The sequence below is a fragment of the Paenarthrobacter sp. PPS72 genome (assembly GCF_048537125.1).
Taxonomy (GTDB): Bacteria; Actinomycetota; Actinomycetes; order Actinomycetales; family Micrococcaceae; genus Arthrobacter; species Arthrobacter nitroguajacolicus_E.
The window spans coordinates 39,196-59,237 of record NZ_JBLYIE010000003.1; the positions used below are offsets into that span (position 1 = coordinate 39,196).

Genomic DNA, 20,042 nt, shown 5'->3' on the forward strand with positions numbered 1-20,042 from the left:
CGCCAAACGCGACGTCGGCACTCACCATAGTGCCGACGTCGTGCTTTCTATTCGGTGGCTTCATCCTCGATGACAGGGTCCTTCAGCAGGAGCGCCGTGCCCTGGAAGGCGGGCAGTTCCAAGAAGAAGCTGTGGAGGTCATCCACCTGGCTGACGTCTTCGCCGCTGAACAGATCGTGGACAGTGGAGCCCGGGACAAGGTGCGCGGGCACGCATCAAAGGCGTTGCCGGGGCGTCGCTGTTTGCATGCCGGTGCTTCTTGCGTTCAAACCCCTAGCGAAACAGTATGCTGCCAGGTGCTGTTATTCGAGCAGGTCGGTGAGGGGCCTGCCGTCGGAGCCACCGACCAGGTCCAGGTTCATGCGGGCTCTGGTGGCCAGCATCAGCGGATCTACGTTTTTGGTGATGTTCGAGTGCGTGATTCTGTCCAACCCGGCTCCGACGAGTGGAGCAGCGGTTCGTAGAGCCATGGCGAGTGTGGGGACTGAAGTTGCTCCGCCGTGCATGACGATGTTGCGGTGTCTGTAGAAGCGCCGCATCGCGCTAGTCACGTGTTTTTCTACGTCTGTGAGGGTGGCGCGTTCGTTTTGGACCAGTTTTCTCAGGCGGGCGACTGCTGCTTTGTCCGAGTCGGACTCAACGACAATCTCTCTTTGACTCTTCAGGGCTTCATCTACGAACCGGCTGCGCTCGCGGTTGGTTGTTGCCGTCTGGAGCTCCAGTGACAACCTGTCTGGTGTCTCAGGTTTGTGCTTGTGGGCGAGGGCAGTCATTTCGGCGCGTGGCCAGGAGCAGGCGACGAGGGCTGCCATGCGTTCGGCGGCGACGTTGCCGCGGCCGCCGTCTTCTTTAGTGTCTTTCTGGGATACGAGGAGGGCTTCGATGGCAGACCACCCACCGGAAATTGCGGGTCCGGGAGAGCCTTCGTTGAGTGCTGTGGCCAGTTCAAGCGCGTTGTCCAAGGCTGTGCGTTTGGTGACGTGGTAGAGCTGGCCCTCTGCTTCCAGGGACAGAATGTGTGTTCCGCGCCCGGGCCGGCGAAGTGGCAGGTGGTGGTCCAGGCCCGAGACCCAGAGGAGACCGACGGGTGTTAGCTTGCGTGTCTTGTTTGCGAACGTGTGCCGGGCCATCAGACGGTCAATGATTTCTGAGACTTCTATCGCGGCCGCGTACGGGTCTCTGGCCCGGACGGTGTAGACGAAGCCACCGTTGTGGCGCGGCGGTTCGCTGACTCCCTTGACCCTAAGCCAGAACGAGGCATCGTGCGCGGATCTCCAGTTCGAGGTGTGCGCGCTCAGGTCGCCTCCAGGAATGGCGGTAAAGGGGACCAGCACTTCGTAAGAGTGGGTTTTTCCTGCCGCTAGGATCTGGGCTGCGGTCAGGATGCCTTCGAGGGGGGTCCCGGATTTGGCGAGATCCCGGATCCATGCGCGCAGGAACTGGGGGCTGTAATTCATGTCCAGCAGGTGCGCGGCGACGGCACGGGCTAATCTTTCCGGAGCTGGCTTCTTCTCGGTCAGCGCAGCTGCGGTCCAGCGTCGGAGGTATCCCTCTTCGATCATTTCGGTCAGCTGGGTGAGCTGTCGGTGAGTACGACCGCCAAGTACCAGGTCAGACTTAAGGACCAGCCCAAGCTGCCTTCTGAGTTCTCTGTCTCCGATTCCCTGATCCCGGCCCAAAATCCGGTCAATGTCGTTGCCAAGCCACTTCAGCGAGGACTGGCCCAATACCTGCGCCTCGACCCACGCAGATGCTTCACTAAGTTCTCTCAGCATCAGGATCGCACCCGCGTCCCATAGACGCCGTGGCCATGCAGCTTGGTCAGTGAAGAAATCGAAAAGGCGTGCAACGACGTGAGCACGGTAGGTCTCTTCGTCATTGCCGATTGGGTTCTGCAATCCAGCCGGCGTGGGGCTTGTCATGTTGCTGTTGTCTCCCGCAATGGTCTATGGTGGGAATGTCTCCCAGAGACCTAAAACTAACAGTTGGAAGCCGCTATTTATTTATAGCCGCTTCCAACTTGTTTAACGGCAAGTCGATACACCGCTGTAGGGCGCTCGGCTGTAATGACGGTGACTAACCCAGCAGTATGCCTTTCTCCGCCGCGGGCCGGTTCACATTGTATGTGCCGGGTGCCGGGTGCCGGGTGTCGAGGGCTGCAGATGGACCCGGATCTGAGCAAGGCAATTGAGAATGCTGCACAGTACCGGCTGTTGCGTCACTATCGAGACGAGGGCTGGCAGGTGACAGATACCCTGCACAATCGCCACTACAACGCGGTGCCCGTAATGGGCTCGGAGATGCTTTACCTGGATACAACAGGCGCCCACAGCAGAGGTTAGTCCGTGATCATGACTCGTAATGCTGGGCATGAGGTTGGTTGACGGAGTAGTGGATCCCCCGGCAGAACTTTCATGGTTCTGGTTTCGATCCAGACGATGACTCACTCTGTCCGCGGGACTTCGACCGGACGTTTTCCTACCAGCGCAGTCTAAAACTCACGAGAGATGTGACATGCAATAGACGGGCTACCCTGTACGGAATCACCAAACCCTGGCCCGCAACACTGAAGCCTTGGATCAGGGCCTCTGATACATGGCTATACAGGCAGTGGCATCGTAGCTTGCGACGGGTTCGAGCGGAGCTGCGGGGCCGGGTAGCCCGAGTGTTCGTCCTTGTTTGCTTTTCTGAGTCCCGACTACCATGTTGTTCATATGGGTATACCTCAGACCATTCAGATCTTCCTCCCCGGGGGAGACCCGGCGGGGATTCGCATGGCGGAAATTACGACTCGCACCGTTCGTGTTTTCGAAGTACCCAGGACGCTGCTGAGCGAGTTCAAAGCGATGCCAGAATCAAAACACGTAGGACTCTACTTCCTCTTTGGCGAGTCGACTACGGGCCTCAATGAGGCGTATATCGGCCAATCGGGAGATGTCGGAACAAGGATCAAAAACCACGATGGTTCGAAGGAATTCTGGAGCAGGGCCCTTATCGCCGTATCCCTAACCAATTCCTGGACCAGCACTCACGTCAGCTACATGGAATGGCAGGCGATTCGGCGGGCCACGGCTGCTGGCCGGTATGAGCTGTCCAACCGTAACGACGCCTCCAACCCTCACACCCCAGCACCCTTGGAAGCCGACTGCCAGGAATATCTCCAAACCATCTCGGTGCTTGTCACGACACTTGGGTATCCGGTCATGGAACCGCTTGTACACCCAGGCCACACAGCAGGCGCCCCGGAAATGATCTTCGCCAACATTCGAGATTCAGAATTGAAAGGCTTTTCCACCCCTGAAGGAGTGGTGGTGCTGGCCGGTTCTCATGGGCGCGCCGAGCCAGCCCCCTCAGCGGCAGCGTCGATCCGGGCATACCGAGGACGACTGATTGAACAAGGTATAGCCAGCGTCCAGAACGGACACTACACCCTATTAAAGGATCACCTTTTTGGAAGCCCCAGCACTGCAGCCGCTGTGTTGATAGGAGCAAACATCAACGGTCGCGTCACTTGGAAGAACTCAGCTGGTCTCACCTATCAGCAGATAGAGGACCAGAAGCTCGCCGCACCCTCGTCATAGCGTTGCTATGGGCCGCTTCGCCGTTGATGCATACGTGTACCCAATATCCGTTCGGGCATTGAGACGAAATATGCACTCGCGAGCAGCCAAAGTCCAGTGAACGTAGCCGTTCGATTAGGGCTCGGCATAGATTCGGCCCGGTAGAGCACCCGGTTCGGGGAACGTCTTGATGAGTTTCCACAAAGCCACGGGCACCGGTTGGTGCAGGCGTCCCGGGATGTGCTCGCTCAGAGTTCGCCTAATGCACTCGTTACGCAGCTCCTTTGTAGGCCTCACCAGGCCTCAACTTGGCACATGTTCCCTAGTGGCGTGGCTTTCCTTGCCCGGAGCTGGAGCCCGACGCCCTGACTGGTGCCCGCGGATAGCGCCAAACGCGACGTCGGCACTCACCATAGTGCCGACGTCGTGCTTTCTATTCGGTGGCTTCATCCTCGATGACAGGGTCCTTCAGCAGGAGCGCCGTGCCCTGGAAGGCGGGCAGTTCCAAGAAGAAGCTGTGGAGGTCATCCACCTGGCTGACGTCTTCGCCGCTGAACAGATCGTGGACAGTGGAGCCCGGGACAAGGTGCGCGGACTGGATGCTGCCTGCAATGTCCTGGTCCGAGAAGTTCAGGACCGTGACCTGCAGTGCTCCGTCGGCGAGCTGATTGACCAGCACCAGCAACCCGCGGTGGGAAACGTCGGGCACATCCAGGAGCGTGCTGGTGGCGATCCCCGACTCTTCCCGCACAGTGAGGATCTTCTGGAGGCGCCGGGCGTAGGAGTTCGGATCCTTCAGCTGATCGGGCAGCGGACCGTAGAGGCTCCGGGCGCGGGGCATGCCGGCCAAGGACGTTTTCGCGTCGGGGCTGGTCCCCATGAGATCGTGCGCGCCACGGTTGATCCAGCGGGTATCGCCTTGCGACGTGAGCTCCCGGACTGTCTCACGGTCAAGCGCCGTAATGCCCGTGAGGTCCCAGCCGGAAAGCGCGAAGACGCCGGGCTGCAGCGCGTTGTACATGGACAGGAGCACATGTGCGTCCAGGACCTGCGCTTCCTGCTCCTTGGTAATCGCATCCTGGTCTTTGATGCCAAGGGCAGCCATGATGAAGCTGACCGAGGTGCAGGCGATGCCATTGGTGGTGAAGACTGCGTTGTAGGGCCCATTTTCGCCCGTGAGGCGTTCCCGCATGGTGTTCTGGACCTTCTCCGCCACCTCTGCGCCGGTGAGCTCCTCGCCTGCAAGTTCGAAGACGTCGTCCCTGTGCCCTGCGGCGAAGTGGAGCAGCTCGTAGGTCAGTTCATCGTGGTTCTGGAGGGCATGCACCAGCGATGCCTGGTCCACGCCGATCTCCATGGAAAGGCGCAGGGTCAGGCGCAGGAACTCGGTATCTCCAATGACCAAGGCGTAGTGATAGGCGGGCCGGGTGATGAAGTCGTAGGAGAGATCCGGGCCGGACTCGGACTGCGTTTTGATGTCATCGATGGTGAGGTTGAGTTCTTGGAAGGAGAACCCGCCCACCTTGCGGATCATGGAACCAATCAGCTGGTTGGCTGCCTCGGACAACGGGTGCCCCTCGGACCACCCTGGTTCTTCCTCAGCGCTCTTCTCCACCCCGAGGAACCCGTTGGCATCAAGCCGGAGGGCGCCGGTCCCCAAGTCCAGCAATGAGTGCAGGGCGTCGCCAACCACCAGGCGCATACCGGCGAACGTTGGGTCCAGCCAGTTAATCGACGGCTGGCCTGACTTGAAGTAGTGAAGGTAGACCCAGCGGCGGGTTTTGCCGGTGGTGTCGATGATGGGCTTGGTGGCACTCCAGTTGGTTTCCTTGACGCCGGGTTCGTAGAAGATCACCCGCTGGAGCCGACCAATAATGTAACCGGCCTGCTGCAGCGCCTCCTCAGCCGCCGGGCTGATGTTCACCGAGTCTTCGCCCTCGGGAACGTCCGGCAGCAGGTGCCAGTCCTCTTCAGGGATGTCCACCATGTGATAAATGCCGGGGTAGTCCCGGAAGTTCATTTCAGCGAGTCGGAAGTCCGCTCCCTTGCCGGTGTGGCCGGGAACGATGTCATCAATGACCGTGCCGCCATGCTCATTGGCCACCTCGCACATCTGACGGAATTCTTCCTCGGTGCCGAAGGCGGGGTCGATCGCCATGCTGATCCGGTCAAAGTGGCCGTCCACACTAGGTGTCTGCGACCAACCACGGATGCCGCCGGCCAGCTTGACCGGGCCGGTGTGCAACCCCCGGATGCCGATCTCGCTGAACGCGTCCCAGAGGGCGGGATCGCCCAACGCTGAAAGGAAGGACTGTCCGTCCTTGGTGATGAAGGACAACGGGTAAGCCGTGAACCAGACGGGTGCACGCTCAACGGCTGAGCGCGGATTCGGCCTGGCATAGGAGTTCTGCCACATGCTGGCCTGCCCGGACAATTGCCGGGCCATGGTGTTGGCGTCACCCAGCATGGACTGGTTCCGCAGCCAATCCACATACGTGGAATTCAGGCCGTCGAATTCCAAGGAGGGCCGGGCGGCAAAGAACTGCCGCCTCCGGGCGATCGGCCGCAGTGCCTTGGGACGAGCTGGATAGAACTGTTCATCAAACGTGATTTCCGCCGGTTCGCTTGCGGTTGCATCGGGCGTTTCCTGTGGCGTCTCCTCCGGATTTACTTCCGGAGTTTCGCTGATTTCTGACACGCTCTCGTTGACTGCAGGCTCCCGCACAGTTTTCTCCTTTACGTGGTCGCCGCGTCAACGCCGACCGTCCGAGGGGGTCGTTCAAGAGGTCACGTACCCGGGCTTGCCCGGACTATTCATGCTAGTCGGGGGAGGCGGCCGTTTGTCTAACCCGGGAACAAGTAAGTCTCGTTATTATGTGGTGGGTTGACGTTGGTGGCGCCGCGGTTTAGCCACTCCAGTGACTCGTGAAGATCGGAGAACAATGAAAATCGTTGTGATCGGCGGCAGCGGCCACATCGGGTCCTTCCTTATCCCCAGGCTGGTGCGTGGCGGCCATGAAGTCATCAACATCAGTCGCGGGACCAGCGCGTCCTATGCCGATGTTCCCGAATGGCAGCAGGTTCGCCAGGTCGTCGCGGACCGGCAGCAGGAGGACGGTGACGGCAGCTTTGGCGACCGGGTAGCGGGACTGGGTGCCGACGTCGTGGTTGACCTCATCTGCTTCACACTGGAATCAGCCACGGCGCTGGTGGAAAGCCTCCGGAATGAGGTTGGGCATCTGCTGCACTGCGGCTCGATCTGGCGGTACGGCGTCAGTTTGAAGCTGCCTCTTACCGAGGAATCGGATTCGGCTGCTGAGCCATCGGCTGCTGAGCCTTTGGACGAGTACGGAATCCGGAAACGCGACATCGCGCGCATGCTTAAGGAGGAGGCTGCTTCCGGAGGGTTGGCCACAACATCGATTCATCCCGGGCACATTGTGGGTCCCGGGTGGCATCCGATCGGGCCGCTGGGCAACCTGGATCCCTCGGTGTGGCACACGATCGCATCCGGACAGTTACTCCAGGTTCCCGGAAGCGGGACGGAGCTGATGCATCACGTGCATGCGGACGACGTAGCGCAGGCCTTCGAGAAAGCCATCCTGAACAGGGAAGCCGCAGCAGGCGAAGACTTCAACATCGTTGCCCCCACCGCACTGACTGTTCGGGGCTACGTGGGCATCGCTGCTTCCTGGTTCGGGCAGGAATCGCGCATGGAAACCGTGAGCTGGGAAGAGTTTCGCCGTCTCACCAGCCAGGAATCTGCCGATACCAGCTGGGCCCACCTCTCCCGCAACCACTGCATGTCCATTCAAAAGGCCGTCTCCCTCATCGGGTACGCGCCCAACTATCAGCCGGAGCAGGCCGTATACGAATCCATGCGATGGCTCATCAACAACGGGCAGCTCCACCTGTCGACCCCGCTGCTATAAGCCTGTACAACTCACACCCGAGGCCCGAAGCTTAAGGGGCTACGAGGGGGAACTACATGTACAAGGTGCCGAACAAGGAAGTCGCAGACAGCAGGCTTGATCACGGATTCTTCATCCTTGGCGGAGCAGCAGCGGTGTGGCTGGCTTTCCTGCTGGTGGGAGAGAGCTTCCATCTGGGGTGGGGGCAGCTGTGGTTTTACGTGGTGTTCTGGGCGTTCCTGGCGTACCTGCTGTTACCTCGACTGCACCGGATCCTCACCACTATCTACGTTCCCGGCTACTTCATTGGCCGCGCCCGAACCAGCGACGGACTGCTCGGTGACCCCGTCAATGTTGCGTTGCTGGGCGCCGAACCCCAGATCCATGCGATCATGAGGGCCGCCGGCTGGACTCGAGCGGACGAGGTAACGCTTGCCAGCAGCCGGCGCATCATCAGCTCCACCCTTTTCCGACAGAGTTATACGGAGGCGCCCGTCAGCCCTCTGTATCTTTTCGACCGGCAGCAGGACTTCGCCTACCAGCAAGAGGTCAACAACACCCCGGGCAAACGTCACCATGTCCGTTTCTGGCGGTGCCCTGAGGGCTGGTTGCTGCCGGGCGGCCACAAAGTGGATTGGCTCGCGGCGGGAACGTACGACCGCAGTGTTGGCTTCTCCCTGTTTACCCTTCAGATCACGCACAAGATTGAGCAGAACACCGATGTGGAACGGGACCACATCGTTTCAACAATGACGGCCGCGGAGCCGGCCGTCACAGTGCAGGTCATCGAGGACTTCTCCACCGGCTATCACACGCGAAACGGCGGCGGTGATTCGATCTCCACCGACGGCGACCTGCCAATTGTCGACGCACGTCGCGTCCAGGTTCCCGCGGATCAGCCGCCCAACCGGACTGACAGCAGGGACAGACGGCCCGCGCCCATCCTGATGGGTGCCGCTTTGGTGGTGGCCAGGGCGGTCGCGGCGTTGGTCCTGGCGATCACCTTGTTCACCTCCGGCGGTGAAATATCCGGGCTCACCCTGGACGACGACTCCTCAGACCCGCAAAGCACGACGGCGGCAATCGCCTTGATAGCGGGCGTGGTCCTGGTGTTCGGGCTGGGTGAAGTTTTCCTGGCCTGGCGCATCTTCCTGGGCAGCAACGGCGCCCGCGTGATTGCCATGGCCCTGAGCTCCATTTCGATCCTGGTTCAGGCGATCGACTACTCCACAGGCAGCGCGAACATCACTCTCGAAGCCGGCCTCTCCGGCTTGGCGACTGACATCCTGGTGCTCCTCGCCCTGTCCAGCCAAAGGGCGCGGGTGTACGCCAAGCGGCAGCGCGTCCCGGCGGTCCCGGCGTCGGTTGCTGGCCGCCGTGTGGCTTCCTGACCCTCTTTGGGGGCGTTTCCTCGGCGGCGCGCCGTTGAACGCGGCGTGTCGGGGTGGTTTCAGATTCAAAGTGGGTGGTGACGGCACGGCTTTCCAAGCTCCTTTCAGCCTGTCTCAATAGACTGGGTCTGCCAGGGCTGCGCAAAGGGCGCTGAGCCCCGGCAATCATCGAGTACCGAATTGGGGACCCACGTTTTGACTGCTGTAAATCCTAAAATCACCATTGTTGTGCCTACGTACAATGAGCGGGAAAATCTGCCTGTCCTCATTGCACAGCTCCGCACAACCGGGCTGACGAATCTGAATGTTCTGGTTGTGGATGACAATTCGCCGGATGGAACCGGCGCGGTTGCTGAGAAGCTCGCTGAAAAATCCGGGGGGACGGTGTCGGTCCTGCACCGGAAGGAGAAGGACGGTCTTGGCCGGGCATATGTGGCAGGTATGACCCGCGCCTTGGCAGAGCAGGCAGACATCGTCATCCAAATGGACGCGGACCTGTCCCATCCCGTGTCGGCGATCCCCACGATGGTTGACCGTATCCGTAATTCCGGGGCTGCGCTGGTGATCGGCTCCCGCTATGTCCCCGGTGGGTCGACGGCGACCGAGTGGCCTTGGCACCGCAAGGCCCTTTCTGCATGGGCGAATTTCTACGTCGGTGCAATTTTGGGTTTGAAAGTGAAAGATTCCACGGCGGGATTCAAAGCCTGGACTGCCTCCGCCCTCCACCAAATTGATGTGGCATCAATTCGAAGTGACGGCTACTCATTCCAGGTTGAGATGAATTACCGGGCGACCCGGCACAGTCTGAAGATCTCTGAGGTACCCATCCACTTCGAAGAACGCGTCGAGGGTGCATCGAAAATGAACCTCGGCGAACAATTGGAATCCGCGTTCACGCCTTGGAGGCTCCGCTTTCAAAAATAGGCTGTCCCTCCACCACTGACTTTGGGTCAGGGGAGGCATCGACGCGCCGTTGAACGCGGCGTGTCGGGGTGGTTTCAGATTCAAAGTGGGGGGTGACGGCACACGGCCAGGAAGCCAGCCACCCACCAAGCTCGACGGCGGCACCCAAGGTGAGTGCCGCCGTCGAGCTTCAGCGCGGATGTGATAGAGCGTCCGCGTGAAGCTGTAGGGATGTGATAGAGCGTTAGGCAGTGACTGCCAAGGCGTCGATCTCCACCAGCATGACCTCGTGGGGCAGGTCCACGAACACGGTGGTGCGGCTCGGGAGCTGGCCGCTGGGCACGTTCTCGCGGATGAACTCGCCGTAGACCTCGTTCATGGCGGCGAAGTCGTCGCGGGTGGTGAGGTAGACGCGGAACATGAGGACATCTTCAACGGAGGAGCCGCCGGCCTCGAGGATGGCCTTCACGTTTTCCAGGGTGCGGCGCGTCTGGACGCGGACGTCGCCGTCGCCGATGTACTGGTTGGTGGCGGAATCCATGGGTCCCTGGCCGGAGACCTGGAACATGCCGCCCTTCTTGATGCCCTGGGAGAATACGTGCGCCGGGGCGGGGGCGTTTTCGGTCAGTACTACGGTCTTTTCACTCATGCTGAGTTCCTTTCGTGGCTGATCCAGCCGAGGTCGTTGGAGATGGCCTCGGTGCTGGCTTTGAGGTCGGGCAGCAGCTCAAGCAGGCCTTCATAGCTGAGCATCACTACCGGTACCGAACAAGAGGCTGCGGCTACAACGGCGCCGCTGGCGTCGCGGATGGGGGCCGCAATGCAGTGCACGAAGGCTTCGTGCTCGGCGTTGTCGTGGGCCCAGCCCTGTTCCTTGACCTGCTCGAGTTCGGCCAGCAAGGCCTCCGGCGAGGTCAGGGTGTTCTCGGTAACTTTCACGTAGTCCAGCCCCGCTGCGATCTTTTCCTGCCTGGCGCGCGGCATATCGGAGAGGAGGACTTTGGACACGGCAGCCGAGTGCAGCGATGCAGTCAGGCCGATGCGTGAGTACATGCGGACGGGGTGGTGCGACTCGAACTTGTCGATGTACACCACCTCATTCCCTTCAAAGGCGGCGAGGTGCACCGTGTGCCCGGTCCGGCCGTTGAGTTCGGCCAAGTGCGGGTGTGCCACCTTGCGGATGTCCCGTTGTTCCAAGGCAAGGGAGGACAGCTCAAAGAGCTTGGAACCGAGCATGAAGCGCTGGTCTTCGTCGCGGACCACGAAGCGCTTCTCTTCCATGGCGTGCAGGAGTCGCATCACGGTGGTCTTGTGCACGGCCGCTTTGGAAGCGAGCTCGTCCAGGGTTGCTGGCTTGGCGGCGAGTTCGCCGAGCAGGTCGATGGCCCGCATAAGGCTCTGGCTCACGGTGTCACGCTCCGGTTCTGGTGTTGAATTGTCCGTCTTCAACATGGATAGCAGCCCACGCGTCATCCGAAGAATCGAGAATGGCGGCGAGCTCCGCGGCGTCGGGCAGCGGACCGCGATCGCCGTGGACGGTCAGCGTGCACGCTGCGGCCACATGTCCGCGCCGGAGGCTCGCCTTTTGGCCAAGCCCGAACAGCATGCCGCTGAGGTAGCCGGCGGCGAACGAGTCACCCGCGCCAACAGGCTCGACGACGGCGACGGACAGTGCGGGCACCTCTTCCCGGGTGCCGCTACGGTCCAAGGAAATGGCACTGATCGCCTCGTTCTTGATGACCAGCACGTTGGGGTCGGGCATCAGGCGGCGGAGTTCGGCTTCGTCGGTGGTCCCGAAAGCGTGCTCGGCTTCATCTTTTCCAACAAGTACGACGTCGGCCAGGTTCGCCAGCCGTCGCAGTACGGAACGGTCTTGTCCTGCCCAGAGGGCTTCGCGCCAGTTGACGTCGAAGCTGATGGTCCGGCCGTTGCGGGGGGCGGTCAGGATTGCTTCCAGCAGGGACAGGCACTCGGGGGAGAGGGCCGCGGTGATTCCGCTCAGGTGGATGAGTGCAGCGTTCTCCAGCAACGATGAAACGGCGGGATTGGAAAGCGTGTCCCGGCCCATGGCCGATGCCGCGGATCCTTGCCGGTAGTACAAAACCGAGCTGCCGCCGTCGGGGTCTGGATTTTGCGCCGGGACTTTCACGTACAGACCGGTAGGCAAGGTTTCGTCCACTTCCACGCCGGAGATGCCCACGCCGTGGTCCTGAAGCTCGTGCAGGATGCGCCTTCCGAAGCCGTCGTGGCCTACCCGGCTAACCCAGTGCGTGTCCAGGCCCATGGCGGCCAAGCCCATGGCGACGTTGGATTCCGCGCCGCCGATCCCGAAATGAAGTTCGGTTGCCAGGTGCAGGGGGACGGCGTGGACAGGGGTAAGCATGGCCATCGTTTCGCCCACGCATACAGCTGAAAGCATCGTTCTCCCACTAGCTCGTGCGCTTCTCAGCGGCCTTGACTCTCGATCCGCCACCATGTTAGACATATCACCAGCAGGTTTGCAACCAGCGTTGCAAAATACGCAACGCAAGCAAAAATCCACAACGCAGCTTCAAGAACGCAGCACCGCGAAGGGAACTCAACGCGTGAACACTTCCGAAGCCATCTCGGCATCCACCGTGTCAGGCCTGGCTGAACGCCGTCTCGACTGGCGGCACAAAGCCGTGCCCGCCTCCGGGAACGGAACCACCCACGCGGAGTTCCTCGCGGCCAACCACACGCTGGCCGAGCTGCAGACGCCGCTGCTCACCCTCGACGCTTCCGCGCTGGCAAGCAACGCGGACCGCCTGGCCGCCTGGTGTGCGGACCACGGCGTCCTGCTCGCGCCGCACGGCAAAACCACCATGTCCCCCCAACTCTGGACCGAGCAGCTCAACCGGGGCGCTTGGGGAATCACGCTGGCCAACTTCGCCCAGCTCCGAGTGGCCCGCGAATTCGGCGTGCGGAACCTGCAGCTCGCCAACAGCCTCACGGATCCGCACGCGATCCAGTGGGTTGCCGGCGTCGCCACGCCGGAGGCGCCCATCCTCTCCTGGATCGATTCGCCGGGAACCGTGGACGTCATCAACCGAACCCTGGCCGGCAGTGACGCCGTGCTGGACGTGCTCGTAGAGCTTGGCGCCCATGGCGGCCGCACCGGCGCCCGTTCCGTGGAAGCTGCCATGGACATTGCACGCACCATTTCCGAGTCGCCGAACCTTCGTCTGGTGGGCGTCAGCGGTTATGAGGGCTCACTCGCGCACACGGCGGACGACGCCGGACTGGCCGCCGTTCGCGGCTATCTCGCCCGGATGCGGCTTCTCCACGAGGAACTGCTCGCTGCGGGGTTGTATGGTGCCGGCTCAGTGATCATCACGGCCGGTGGGAGCGCGTACTTCGATGACGTGGTGTCCGTCCTCTCCCCGTGCATCAGCACCGGCGCCGAACTTGGCGGACCCGGGCCTGATTCCATAACAGTGGACCTCCTGATCCGCAGCGGCGCCTACATCGTCCACGACGACGGCTTTTACCGCGGAATCTCGCCCTTTTCCCGCGAGGGCAGCCAACCGTTCAAGGCCGGCATGTACGGCTGGGCGCGGGTTGTATCCCAGACAGAACCCGGCTTGGCCATCCTCGACGCCGGCAAACGCGACCTCCCGTTCGACGAAGGGCTGCCCGAGCCGCAGTTCATCGGCCCGGTCCTGGGAGGGGCCATGGAACCCTTGCTCGGCGCTGAAATCACCTCGGTCAACGATCAACACAGCTTCATGACCTACGACGCCAACACCACCACGGTGAACCCGGGCGACGTCGTCCGCCTGGGCCTGTCCCACCCCTGCACCGCGTTCGACAAGTGGACCGTCATCCCGGTGCTCGCCGACACCGGGTCAGCCGAAAACACAGGCGACCAAACCGTCGTCGACCTCATCCATACCTTCTTCTAGGACGCCATGAAGATCCTCATCAACAACGCCACCCTGGTTGACGGAACCGGAGCGGACCGCCGCCAAGCGGACGTCCTGCTGGACGGCCCGGTGATTGCCACCGTCGTCGACGCCGGTACCCTCACCGCTGGCTCCCTCACCGCTGGCTCCCTCGCCGCGGCGGAAAGCGGCGTGGATCGCGTGATCGACGCCACCGGCCTGGTCCTGAGCCCCGGCTTCATCGACATGCACGCGCACTCTGACCTGCAACTCCTGGTGAACAGGGAGCACTACGCCAAGCTCAGCCAGGGCGTCACCACGGAACTGCTGGGCCAGGACGGCCTGTCCTACGCGCCGGTGGATGATGTCACGCTTGCAGGCGTCCGCGAGAAGATCGCAGGCTGGAACGACAATCCAGCCGATTTCGATTGGAACTGGCGGACAGTGGGGGAGTACCTCGACCGGCTTGATGCGGAAGAAAACGGAGGCCGCATCGCCACCAACGCCGCATACCTGGTCCCGCAGGGAACCGTCCGGGCCATGGTGATGGGCTTCGCTGAAGGCGACCCCACGCCGGAACAACAGCAGCGAATGCAGGACCTCATCCGCGCGGCCATGGAGGAGGGCGCCGTGGGAATGTCATCCGGCCTGACCTACACGCCGGGCATGTACGCACAGACCGAGGAACTCGCCGGGCTCTGCCGGACCGTGGGCGAACTCGGCGGATTCTATGCACCGCACCACCGCTCCTACGGCAAAGGCGCATTGGGTGCCTACGCCGAGATGATCGGCCTGAGCCGGGACACCCGCTGCGCGTTGCACCTTTCCCACGCCACCATGAACTTCGCCGAAAACAAGGGCAGGGCAGGGGAGCTCCTGGACCTGATCGACGCAGCCTTGGACCAAGGCGTGGACATCACTTTGGACACCTACCCGTACCTCCCGGGCGCCACCACGTTGAGCGCGATCCTGCCCAGCTGGGCATCGTCCGGCGGAACCGAGGCAACCCTCGCGCGCCTGGCAGATCCGGAAACGCGCGCTCGCATCCGGGAAGCTGTGGAGATCTACGGCTCCGACGGCTGCCACGGCGTTATTGCCGAGTGGGACACCCTGGAGATCAGCGGTGTCCAAAACCCGGCGCTCGCGGGTTTCGTGGGCAAGACCATCCGGGACATCGCCTCGGAAACCGGGCAGGAACCGTTCGAGGTCTTCGCCCAGATCCTCACCCAAGACCGCCTCGGCACCGGCATCCTGCAGCACGTGGGCCACGAGGAAAACGTCCAAGCCATCATGAAGCACCGCACCCACACCGGCGGAAGCGACGGACTCCTGATCGGTGCCAAGCCGCACCCCCGAGCCTGGGGCACGTTCCCGCGCTACCTCGGCCACTACTCACGGGAGCTCGGGCTCTTGAGTCTTGAGGAAACAGTCCATCACCTCACGGGCCGGCCCGCCGCACGACTCAAGCTCCACAACAGGGGACTGGTCCGCGAGGGCTACGCGGCCGACGTCGTGCTTTTCGATCCGGAAACCGTCCGCGACGAAGCCACTTTCGAGAACCCACGCCAGGCCGCCAGCGGCATCCACTACGTCTTCGTCAACGGCACGGCAGCGATCGACGGCGGCAAAGCCACCGGCGCCCGCGCCGGCCGCGCCCTTCGTCGCAGCAGCGACGGCCTCACCAGAGAAGGACAGCATGACTCCTGAACAATTCCTCCAGCAGCTCGAAACCGACCGCACCCTGGCCGTGGTTCGCGCCCCGTCCATCACGGACGCCGCGGATCTCTGCCGGGCACTGGCCGACGGCGGCATCCGCAGCGTCGAACTGACCTTCACCACCCCGGACGTCCTCAAGCATGTCCGGCGCGCGGCGGAGACGGCGGCGGAGCATGGTGCCGCCGTTGGAATCGGCACGGTGATGACCGCCGACCAAGCCCGGGCAGCGATCGACGCCGGCGCGCAGTTCCTGGTGACGCCCGGCCTTCGCCCTGAGGTGGCCGCCGTCGCAGTCGCCGCGGGGATCCCGTTCAGCCTCGGCGCCATGACCCCCACGGAGGTGGCGCAGGCCCTGGACCTGGGCTCGGCCACCGTCAAGATTTTCCCCGCCCGCCAGCTTGGACCGGCGTATTTGAAGGACCTGCAGGGCCCGTACCCGGGCATCCGCTTGCTGCCTTCGGGAGGCATCGACGCCTCCAATGCCAAGAGCTACCTCGACGCCGGTGCTGCCGCAGTCTGCTGCGGCACCAGCGTGGTCCCGCCCGCCGCAGTTGCTGCAGGTGACTGGGCAGATATCGCGGCCCGTGCCGCCGCCTTCACGGGCACCCTCAAGTAAGACTTACCCGGAAAGACTCGTTATGACTGAATTCCTTGATTGGCTGCGGCATGATACCGCCGGCCTGCTCCTCCTGGCAGGCGCCGGCATCGCCCTCCTGCTGTTCCTGATCATCAAGGTCAAGCTGGAACCCTTCATCGCCTTGGTGGGAACCGGTGTGATCGTAGCCCTGGTGGGCGGAATCTCCGTGGAGGCCCTGGTCGGCTCGGCCACGAAGAGCAGTGACGCTCTCATTGAGAAGGGCTTCGCCGGCATCCTTGGCCACATCACGGTGATCATCGGCCTCGGTACCGTCCTTGGTGCCATTCTGGAACGGTCCGGCGGCGCGGAAGTGCTGCTCGGAAGGCTCGTGAAGATCTTCGGCGAAAAGGGCACGCCGCTTGCCATGGGCATCACCGGCTTCGTTCTGGGTATCCCCGTGTTCTTCGACATCGGCATTTTTGTCCTGGCACCGCTGGTGTACGTCGCAGCAATCCGTGGGGGCAAGTCGCTGGCCCTCTACGCGCTGCCGTTGCTGGCCGGCCTCTCCGTCACTCACGCCTTCCTTCCACCGCACCCCGGTCCCGTTGCTGCTGCCGGCCTGTTCGGCGTGGACCTCGGTTGGATCATCATGATGGGCCTCATCTGCGGTATTCCTGCCTGGTTCGCTTCCGGCATTTTGTGGGGCACGTACATCGGCAAGCGGGTCATGGTTTCCGTCCCGGAGGACCGGATCGTTCCTGAGTCCGATCAGGCCAAGGGTAACGAGCCTTCCATCGGGCTGGTCCTCCTGACCATTGGCTTGCCCATGATTCTGATCCTCGGCGGTACCTTCGGCAACATCTTCGCCCCGGCAGGCACGTTCCGCGACATCCTGCAGTTCTTCGGCAACCCGGCCATCGCACTGACCGTTGCCGTGCTCCTGGCCATGTGGCTGCTGGGAATCCGCCGTGGCATGACCTCGGCTGAACTCAGCGAAATCACGGGTTCATCGCTTCGTCCCGTGGGCATGATCCTGCTGGTGGTTGGTGCCGGCGCCTTCTTCGGCGCGGTGCTTTCTGCCACCGGCGTTGGCAAAGCCGTGGCAGATTCACTGTCCCAAGCGGGGCTTCCGATCATCCTGTCCGCGTTCGTGATCAGCGCAGGCATGCGCATCGCGCAGGGTTCGGCCACCGTGGCGATCGTGACCACCGGTGGCATCCTGGCTCCCAGCCTCGCGTCCGGGTACTCCCAGCCTCAGCTTGCGCTGATCGTGGTTGCCATATCCTCGGGCTCCATCATCGCCAGCCACGTGAACGACGGCGGATTCTGGATCATCTCCAAGTACTTCAACATGTCAGTCAAGGACACCCTGAAGACGTGGACCGTGCTGGAGACCGTTCTCTCCATTGTGGGATTTGGCATGGCGGCCCTGCTGTACACGTTCGTGAGGTGAGGTTTCGGCACCAAAGCCCGGTGGCGGCGTCGTGCGTTTGATCCCGCGAGCTGTTCCGTAACCACCCACATTGAAATGAGAACGGCCCCGACACGCCCTACGAAGGGTGTGTCGGGGCCGCTGTCGCATTAAAGAAGGTGGTGGCGGCACAGGGGCCAGGTCGCGGTTAAACAAAGAGCTCCGGAGTGCGTTATTGGGGGATACGCACTCCGGAGCGGTCTTTGAGCAGGAGCTTTCGCCCACCTGCAGTAATTACTCTACGTTGCCCGGAACCTCATTGCCACCACCTCGAATAAGTACTTTCGCTTTAGTTTCTATGGGCACCGTCAGGCCGTTTCTTCTGGGGCACGATCAGCACCGGGCGCCGTTGGTGATGACTCAGCCAGGCCGCCACCGAGCCGTTGAGTGCTTCGGAAATCCGGTGACCTAGCCCGGGTTCGGGGGTCCCTACGATGATCATGGATGCATTGATATCCGAGGCCAAGCGGCCAAGCGCGCGGGCAGGATCACCGGCGAGCAGACGCAACGTCCAGTCAGCCGTGCCGCCATCCATCGCTTCTGCGATGACCCTGCCAAGATCGCCGCGCACGGCTGCGACGTCCTCGTCGTCCTTTTCGGGATGCAGCGACATACGGTGAGTCTCGCGCGAAGGATCCCACTCCACCAGGTAGCTGGCCTCATCCACGTAAGCGCAAACCAGCGGCACGCCGAGTTGTTCGGCGAGGGTCCTGGCGGTTTGCAGGACCTCCACGTGCTGGTCCGGAAGTACTCCAACAACCAAGGGAATGCGTCCGACGAATTCTTCCGCAGCCATACCTTTATTGTTGCGCTGCGGCGCGCGCTTGAACAGCCACTTGGGTTGGCGCGGACCCTTGTAGACGTTCCTGGCCGGGCCTACGGTTAATCCGGGTCCACGGCTCATCCGAAGGAAGGCGGTCCGCGATGGAAATCTACATGTGGTGGCTCGATCTGCACTTGGACAGCAAGGAGTGGCTGCGCGAAAACCTGCGTGCCGAAGAACTGCCGCTGCAGGTCATGCAGCATATTGCCGAAGCCGGCGGACCTCATCCGGATAAGGTCAGCGGCGTGCTGACCACTGCGGACTGGGACTTCATCGAGACGCAGTCGGAGTTCGTGGACTGACTGCCCTCTAAGCGCAGCCGGCGGCTGGTCGGGTGGCCGTGACGATGACCTGGGCAGCAGTGTCCGGGCCCAATGAGGGACTTTCCTGGGTTTGGGACGTCGCCTGCGCAGGCTCCTGCTTGGCCCTCATCCGGAGAAGGGCCACGCCTGAGATCAGGAACCACGCCACATTCGTCACTACCGAGGGCCAGGCTCCGTGGAGCGTGCCATTGACGATGAAGGCGCACGAACCAAAGAGGTTCACGGTCTGGAAGGTGCTGCCCGCCTGCAACCAACCCATGGACACCGCCATGTAGCCGCCGAGCATCGCCACCGCGCCCACCCAGCCGGTGATTTCGAACAGCAGTTCCATGGGAGTCCTTTCAGGATTTGGGCACTCCGGATGACGCCAAGTGTCGGCGTTCGATCCGGGATGGGGCTTGATTCGATGGTCGGTATTGTGCGACTGAATCGTGCTTTTGAGTCAATATTGAGTGAGGAAGTCATTTAGTTCAATTGCATTATTCTGAAGCCCATGTTTAGGAGCGCTTAACATCGATATGGACCCGCGCCGGCTGCTGGTACTCCCTCGCGGTTGCCCGCACAGGAGGCGTCCTGGCGGCAGCTGATGAACTGCGGATCACGCCCTCTGCGGTGTCGCAGCAACTCAGCAAACTCGAGAACGAGGCAGGGCAGGCGCTGCTCCTCCGCACCCCCAAAGGTTCAGTACTCACACCAGCCGGCCTGGCCATGGCAGAGGCAGGGGAAGAGATAGAACGGGCACTCAACGTGGCCAGGGCACGGATGCAAAGCGAGGTGAATATCGCGGGAGTCGTACGGGTTGGCGGATTCACCAGCTTCATGCGCACGGTGGTGATCCCCCGCCTTCCCGACTGGCGTAGCCAATATCCCCAGTTGCAGATTCAGATCGTTGAAGACAGCTTTCCCGCGCTGATGCGGCTGCTTCGTCAGCGCCAGCTCGATGCTGTGGTCATCGAGCAGGATTCCTCGGCGGCAGAGCAGCAACCGATGGCGGCCGGGATGGTCCAGGAGCCCCTGCTCGACGAGCCGTGGAAGCTGGTGGTGCCGGCTGGAAGCCTGCTCGGCACAGACAACATTGACCTGAGCCGCTTGCACTTGCCGTGGCTGGGAGTCGAGCCATCAGCGGCCAACACGGCAGTACTTGGGCGCCTCCGTCACTCGACGGGTGCCCGGATTGAGACTATTCATCAGTATCACGACACTCTTACCGCGCTTGCCCTCGTCGCTGCTGGTGAGGGGGTTGCGATTGTGCCCACGCTGGCACTGACAGGCGTCGTCCATGACCAAGTGGACATCCTGGATGTTCCCGGTTTGGGGACCCGACACATCGCCTTGCGGCGGTTCGACCGGAGAAAGGCCGCGAGCCTGCCCGTGGACACGGTGGCCCGCCTTCTCCGGGAATCGGCGGCTGCATTCGATACCCGCTCGGGGGCCTGACCTGTCCCCACTAGCCTGACCTGCCCCG

17 protein-coding genes and 1 pseudogene are annotated in these 20,042 nt (G+C 62.2%); 10 read left to right on the top strand and 8 right to left on the bottom strand.

The features are described 5' to 3' along the window. Positions 1-47 precede the first annotated feature (47 nt). Entirely contained in the window at positions 48-212 is a 165-nt protein-coding gene (locus ACLRGI_RS00975; protein ID WP_419199937.1) for a hypothetical protein, read from the bottom strand. Positions 213-302: 90 nt separating this feature from the next. Then, a complete protein-coding gene (locus ACLRGI_RS00980) occupies positions 303-1,922 on the bottom strand; it encodes an integrase (protein WP_419199865.1) in 1,620 nt (539 codons plus the stop codon). A gap of 852 nt (positions 1,923-2,774) precedes the next feature. On the opposite strand from ACLRGI_RS00980, the gene ACLRGI_RS00985 reads away from it, so the two are divergent. After that, positions 2,775-3,581, top strand: a complete 807-nt coding sequence (locus tag ACLRGI_RS00985) for a GIY-YIG nuclease family protein (protein WP_419199866.1) — start codon at positions 2,775-2,777, stop codon at positions 3,579-3,581. A 412-nt stretch (positions 3,582-3,993) separates the two neighbouring features. Here the strand turns inward: ACLRGI_RS00985 and treS are convergent, their stop codons facing one another. Next, positions 3,994-6,285, bottom strand: a complete 2,292-nt coding sequence (gene treS / locus ACLRGI_RS00990; RefSeq protein ID WP_419199867.1) for a maltose alpha-D-glucosyltransferase — start codon at positions 6,283-6,285, stop codon at positions 3,994-3,996. A 217-nt stretch (positions 6,286-6,502) separates the two neighbouring features. Between treS and ACLRGI_RS00995 the strand changes: the two genes are divergently transcribed. From ACLRGI_RS00995 to ACLRGI_RS01005, 3 genes are all read left to right on the top strand, one after another. Then, complete coding sequence (locus tag ACLRGI_RS00995; protein ID WP_419199868.1) at positions 6,503-7,492, top strand: NAD-dependent epimerase/dehydratase family protein; 990 nt, start codon at positions 6,503-6,505, stop codon at positions 7,490-7,492. Between the two features lie 56 nt (positions 7,493-7,548). Next, the gene (locus ACLRGI_RS01000) at positions 7,549-8,862 is read left to right on the top strand and encodes an LssY C-terminal domain-containing protein (protein ID WP_419199869.1); all 1,314 of its coding nucleotides are present in this window, start codon (positions 7,549-7,551) and stop codon (positions 8,860-8,862) included. Positions 8,863-9,090: 228 nt separating this feature from the next. Further along, complete coding sequence (locus ACLRGI_RS01005; protein ID WP_419199870.1) at positions 9,091-9,786, top strand: polyprenol monophosphomannose synthase; 696 nt, start codon at positions 9,091-9,093, stop codon at positions 9,784-9,786. Positions 9,787-10,009: 223 nt separating this feature from the next. Here the strand turns inward: ACLRGI_RS01005 and ACLRGI_RS01010 are convergent, their stop codons facing one another. From ACLRGI_RS01010 to ACLRGI_RS01020, 3 genes are read right to left on the bottom strand one after another with little or no spacing between them, the layout of a single operon-like run. Beyond that, positions 10,010-10,414: a RidA family protein gene (locus ACLRGI_RS01010; RefSeq protein WP_419199871.1), complete on the bottom strand. Its 405-nt coding sequence runs from the start codon at positions 10,412-10,414 to the stop codon at positions 10,010-10,012. After that, positions 10,411-11,217, bottom strand: a complete 807-nt coding sequence (locus ACLRGI_RS01015; RefSeq protein ID WP_419199872.1) for an IclR family transcriptional regulator — start codon at positions 11,215-11,217, stop codon at positions 10,411-10,413. The genes ACLRGI_RS01010 and ACLRGI_RS01015 overlap by 4 nt, the downstream gene beginning before the upstream one ends. Further along, positions 11,177-12,184 (bottom strand): sugar kinase, encoded by a 1,008-nt coding sequence (locus ACLRGI_RS01020; RefSeq protein ID WP_419199873.1) that lies wholly within the window; start codon positions 12,182-12,184, stop codon positions 11,177-11,179. The genes ACLRGI_RS01015 and ACLRGI_RS01020 overlap by 41 nt, the downstream gene beginning before the upstream one ends. Positions 12,185-12,350: 166 nt before the next feature. On the opposite strand from ACLRGI_RS01020, the gene ACLRGI_RS01025 reads away from it, so the two are divergent. From ACLRGI_RS01025 to ACLRGI_RS01040, 4 genes are read left to right on the top strand one after another with little or no spacing between them, the layout of a single operon-like run. Beyond that, positions 12,351-13,688, top strand: coding sequence for a type III PLP-dependent enzyme domain-containing protein (locus ACLRGI_RS01025; RefSeq protein ID WP_419199874.1), 1,338 nt, complete (start codon positions 12,351-12,353; stop codon positions 13,686-13,688). Between the two features lie 6 nt (positions 13,689-13,694). Further along, positions 13,695-15,374: an N-acyl-D-amino-acid deacylase family protein gene (locus ACLRGI_RS01030; RefSeq protein WP_419199875.1), complete on the top strand. Its 1,680-nt coding sequence runs from the start codon at positions 13,695-13,697 to the stop codon at positions 15,372-15,374. Next, positions 15,364-15,999, top strand: a complete 636-nt coding sequence (locus tag ACLRGI_RS01035; protein ID WP_419199876.1) for a bifunctional 4-hydroxy-2-oxoglutarate aldolase/2-dehydro-3-deoxy-phosphogluconate aldolase — start codon at positions 15,364-15,366, stop codon at positions 15,997-15,999. Before ACLRGI_RS01030 ends, ACLRGI_RS01035 begins: the two co-directional genes overlap by 11 nt. A 22-nt stretch (positions 16,000-16,021) precedes the next feature. After that, on the top strand, positions 16,022-17,413 hold the full coding sequence (locus ACLRGI_RS01040; RefSeq protein WP_419199877.1) for a GntP family permease: 1,392 nt from the start codon (positions 16,022-16,024) through the stop codon (positions 17,411-17,413). A 307-nt stretch (positions 17,414-17,720) separates the two neighbouring features. Here ACLRGI_RS01040 and ACLRGI_RS01045 read toward each other — a convergent pair whose 3' ends face one another. Then, positions 17,721-18,227, bottom strand: a complete 507-nt coding sequence (locus tag ACLRGI_RS01045) for a universal stress protein (protein WP_419199878.1) — start codon at positions 18,225-18,227, stop codon at positions 17,721-17,723. Positions 18,228-18,355: 128 nt separating this feature from the next. Here ACLRGI_RS01045 and ACLRGI_RS01050 point away from each other — a divergent pair, with 128 nt between their 5' ends. Further along, positions 18,356-18,556, top strand: a complete 201-nt coding sequence (locus tag ACLRGI_RS01050; protein WP_309074207.1) for a hypothetical protein — start codon at positions 18,356-18,358, stop codon at positions 18,554-18,556. A 7-nt stretch (positions 18,557-18,563) separates the two neighbouring features. Here the strand turns inward: ACLRGI_RS01050 and ACLRGI_RS01055 are convergent, their stop codons facing one another. Next, on the bottom strand, positions 18,564-18,908 hold the full coding sequence (locus ACLRGI_RS01055) for a CBU_0592 family membrane protein (RefSeq protein WP_419199879.1): 345 nt from the start codon (positions 18,906-18,908) through the stop codon (positions 18,564-18,566). Positions 18,909-19,089: 181 nt separating this feature from the next. On the opposite strand from ACLRGI_RS01055, the pseudogene ACLRGI_RS01060 reads away from it, so the two are divergent. Continuing rightward, positions 19,090-20,014: pseudogene (locus ACLRGI_RS01060) on the top strand (LysR family transcriptional regulator). Positions 20,015-20,042 lie beyond the last annotated feature (28 nt).

Excerpts from the sequence above, each read along its gene's own strand:
- ACLRGI_RS01045 (WP_419199878.1), bottom strand. The coding sequence starts at position 18,227 with ATGGCTGCGGAAGAATTCGTCGGACGCATTCCCTTGGTTGTTGGAGTA.
- ACLRGI_RS00985 (WP_419199866.1), top strand. The coding sequence starts at position 2,775 with ATGGCGGAAATTACGACTCGCACCGTTCGTGTTTTCGAAGTACCCAGG.
- ACLRGI_RS00980 (WP_419199865.1), bottom strand. The coding sequence starts at position 1,922 with ATGACAAGCCCCACGCCGGCTGGATTGCAGAACCCAATCGGCAATGAC.
- ACLRGI_RS01030 (WP_419199875.1), top strand. The coding sequence starts at position 13,695 with ATGAAGATCCTCATCAACAACGCCACCCTGGTTGACGGAACCGGAGCG.
- ACLRGI_RS01015 (WP_419199872.1), bottom strand. The coding sequence starts at position 11,217 with ATGTTGAAGACGGACAATTCAACACCAGAACCGGAGCGTGACACCGTG.
- ACLRGI_RS01040 (WP_419199877.1), top strand. The coding sequence starts at position 16,022 with ATGACTGAATTCCTTGATTGGCTGCGGCATGATACCGCCGGCCTGCTC.
- ACLRGI_RS00995 (WP_419199868.1), top strand. The coding sequence starts at position 6,503 with ATGAAAATCGTTGTGATCGGCGGCAGCGGCCACATCGGGTCCTTCCTT.
- ACLRGI_RS01000 (WP_419199869.1), top strand. The coding sequence starts at position 7,549 with ATGTACAAGGTGCCGAACAAGGAAGTCGCAGACAGCAGGCTTGATCAC.
- ACLRGI_RS01020 (WP_419199873.1), bottom strand. The coding sequence starts at position 12,184 with ATGCTTTCAGCTGTATGCGTGGGCGAAACGATGGCCATGCTTACCCCT.
- ACLRGI_RS01055 (WP_419199879.1), bottom strand. The coding sequence starts at position 18,908 with ATGGAACTGCTGTTCGAAATCACCGGCTGGGTGGGCGCGGTGGCGATG.
- ACLRGI_RS01035 (WP_419199876.1), top strand. The coding sequence starts at position 15,364 with ATGACTCCTGAACAATTCCTCCAGCAGCTCGAAACCGACCGCACCCTG.
- ACLRGI_RS01050 (WP_309074207.1), top strand. The coding sequence starts at position 18,356 with ATGGAAATCTACATGTGGTGGCTCGATCTGCACTTGGACAGCAAGGAG.
- ACLRGI_RS01010 (WP_419199871.1), bottom strand. The coding sequence starts at position 10,414 with ATGAGTGAAAAGACCGTAGTACTGACCGAAAACGCCCCCGCCCCGGCG.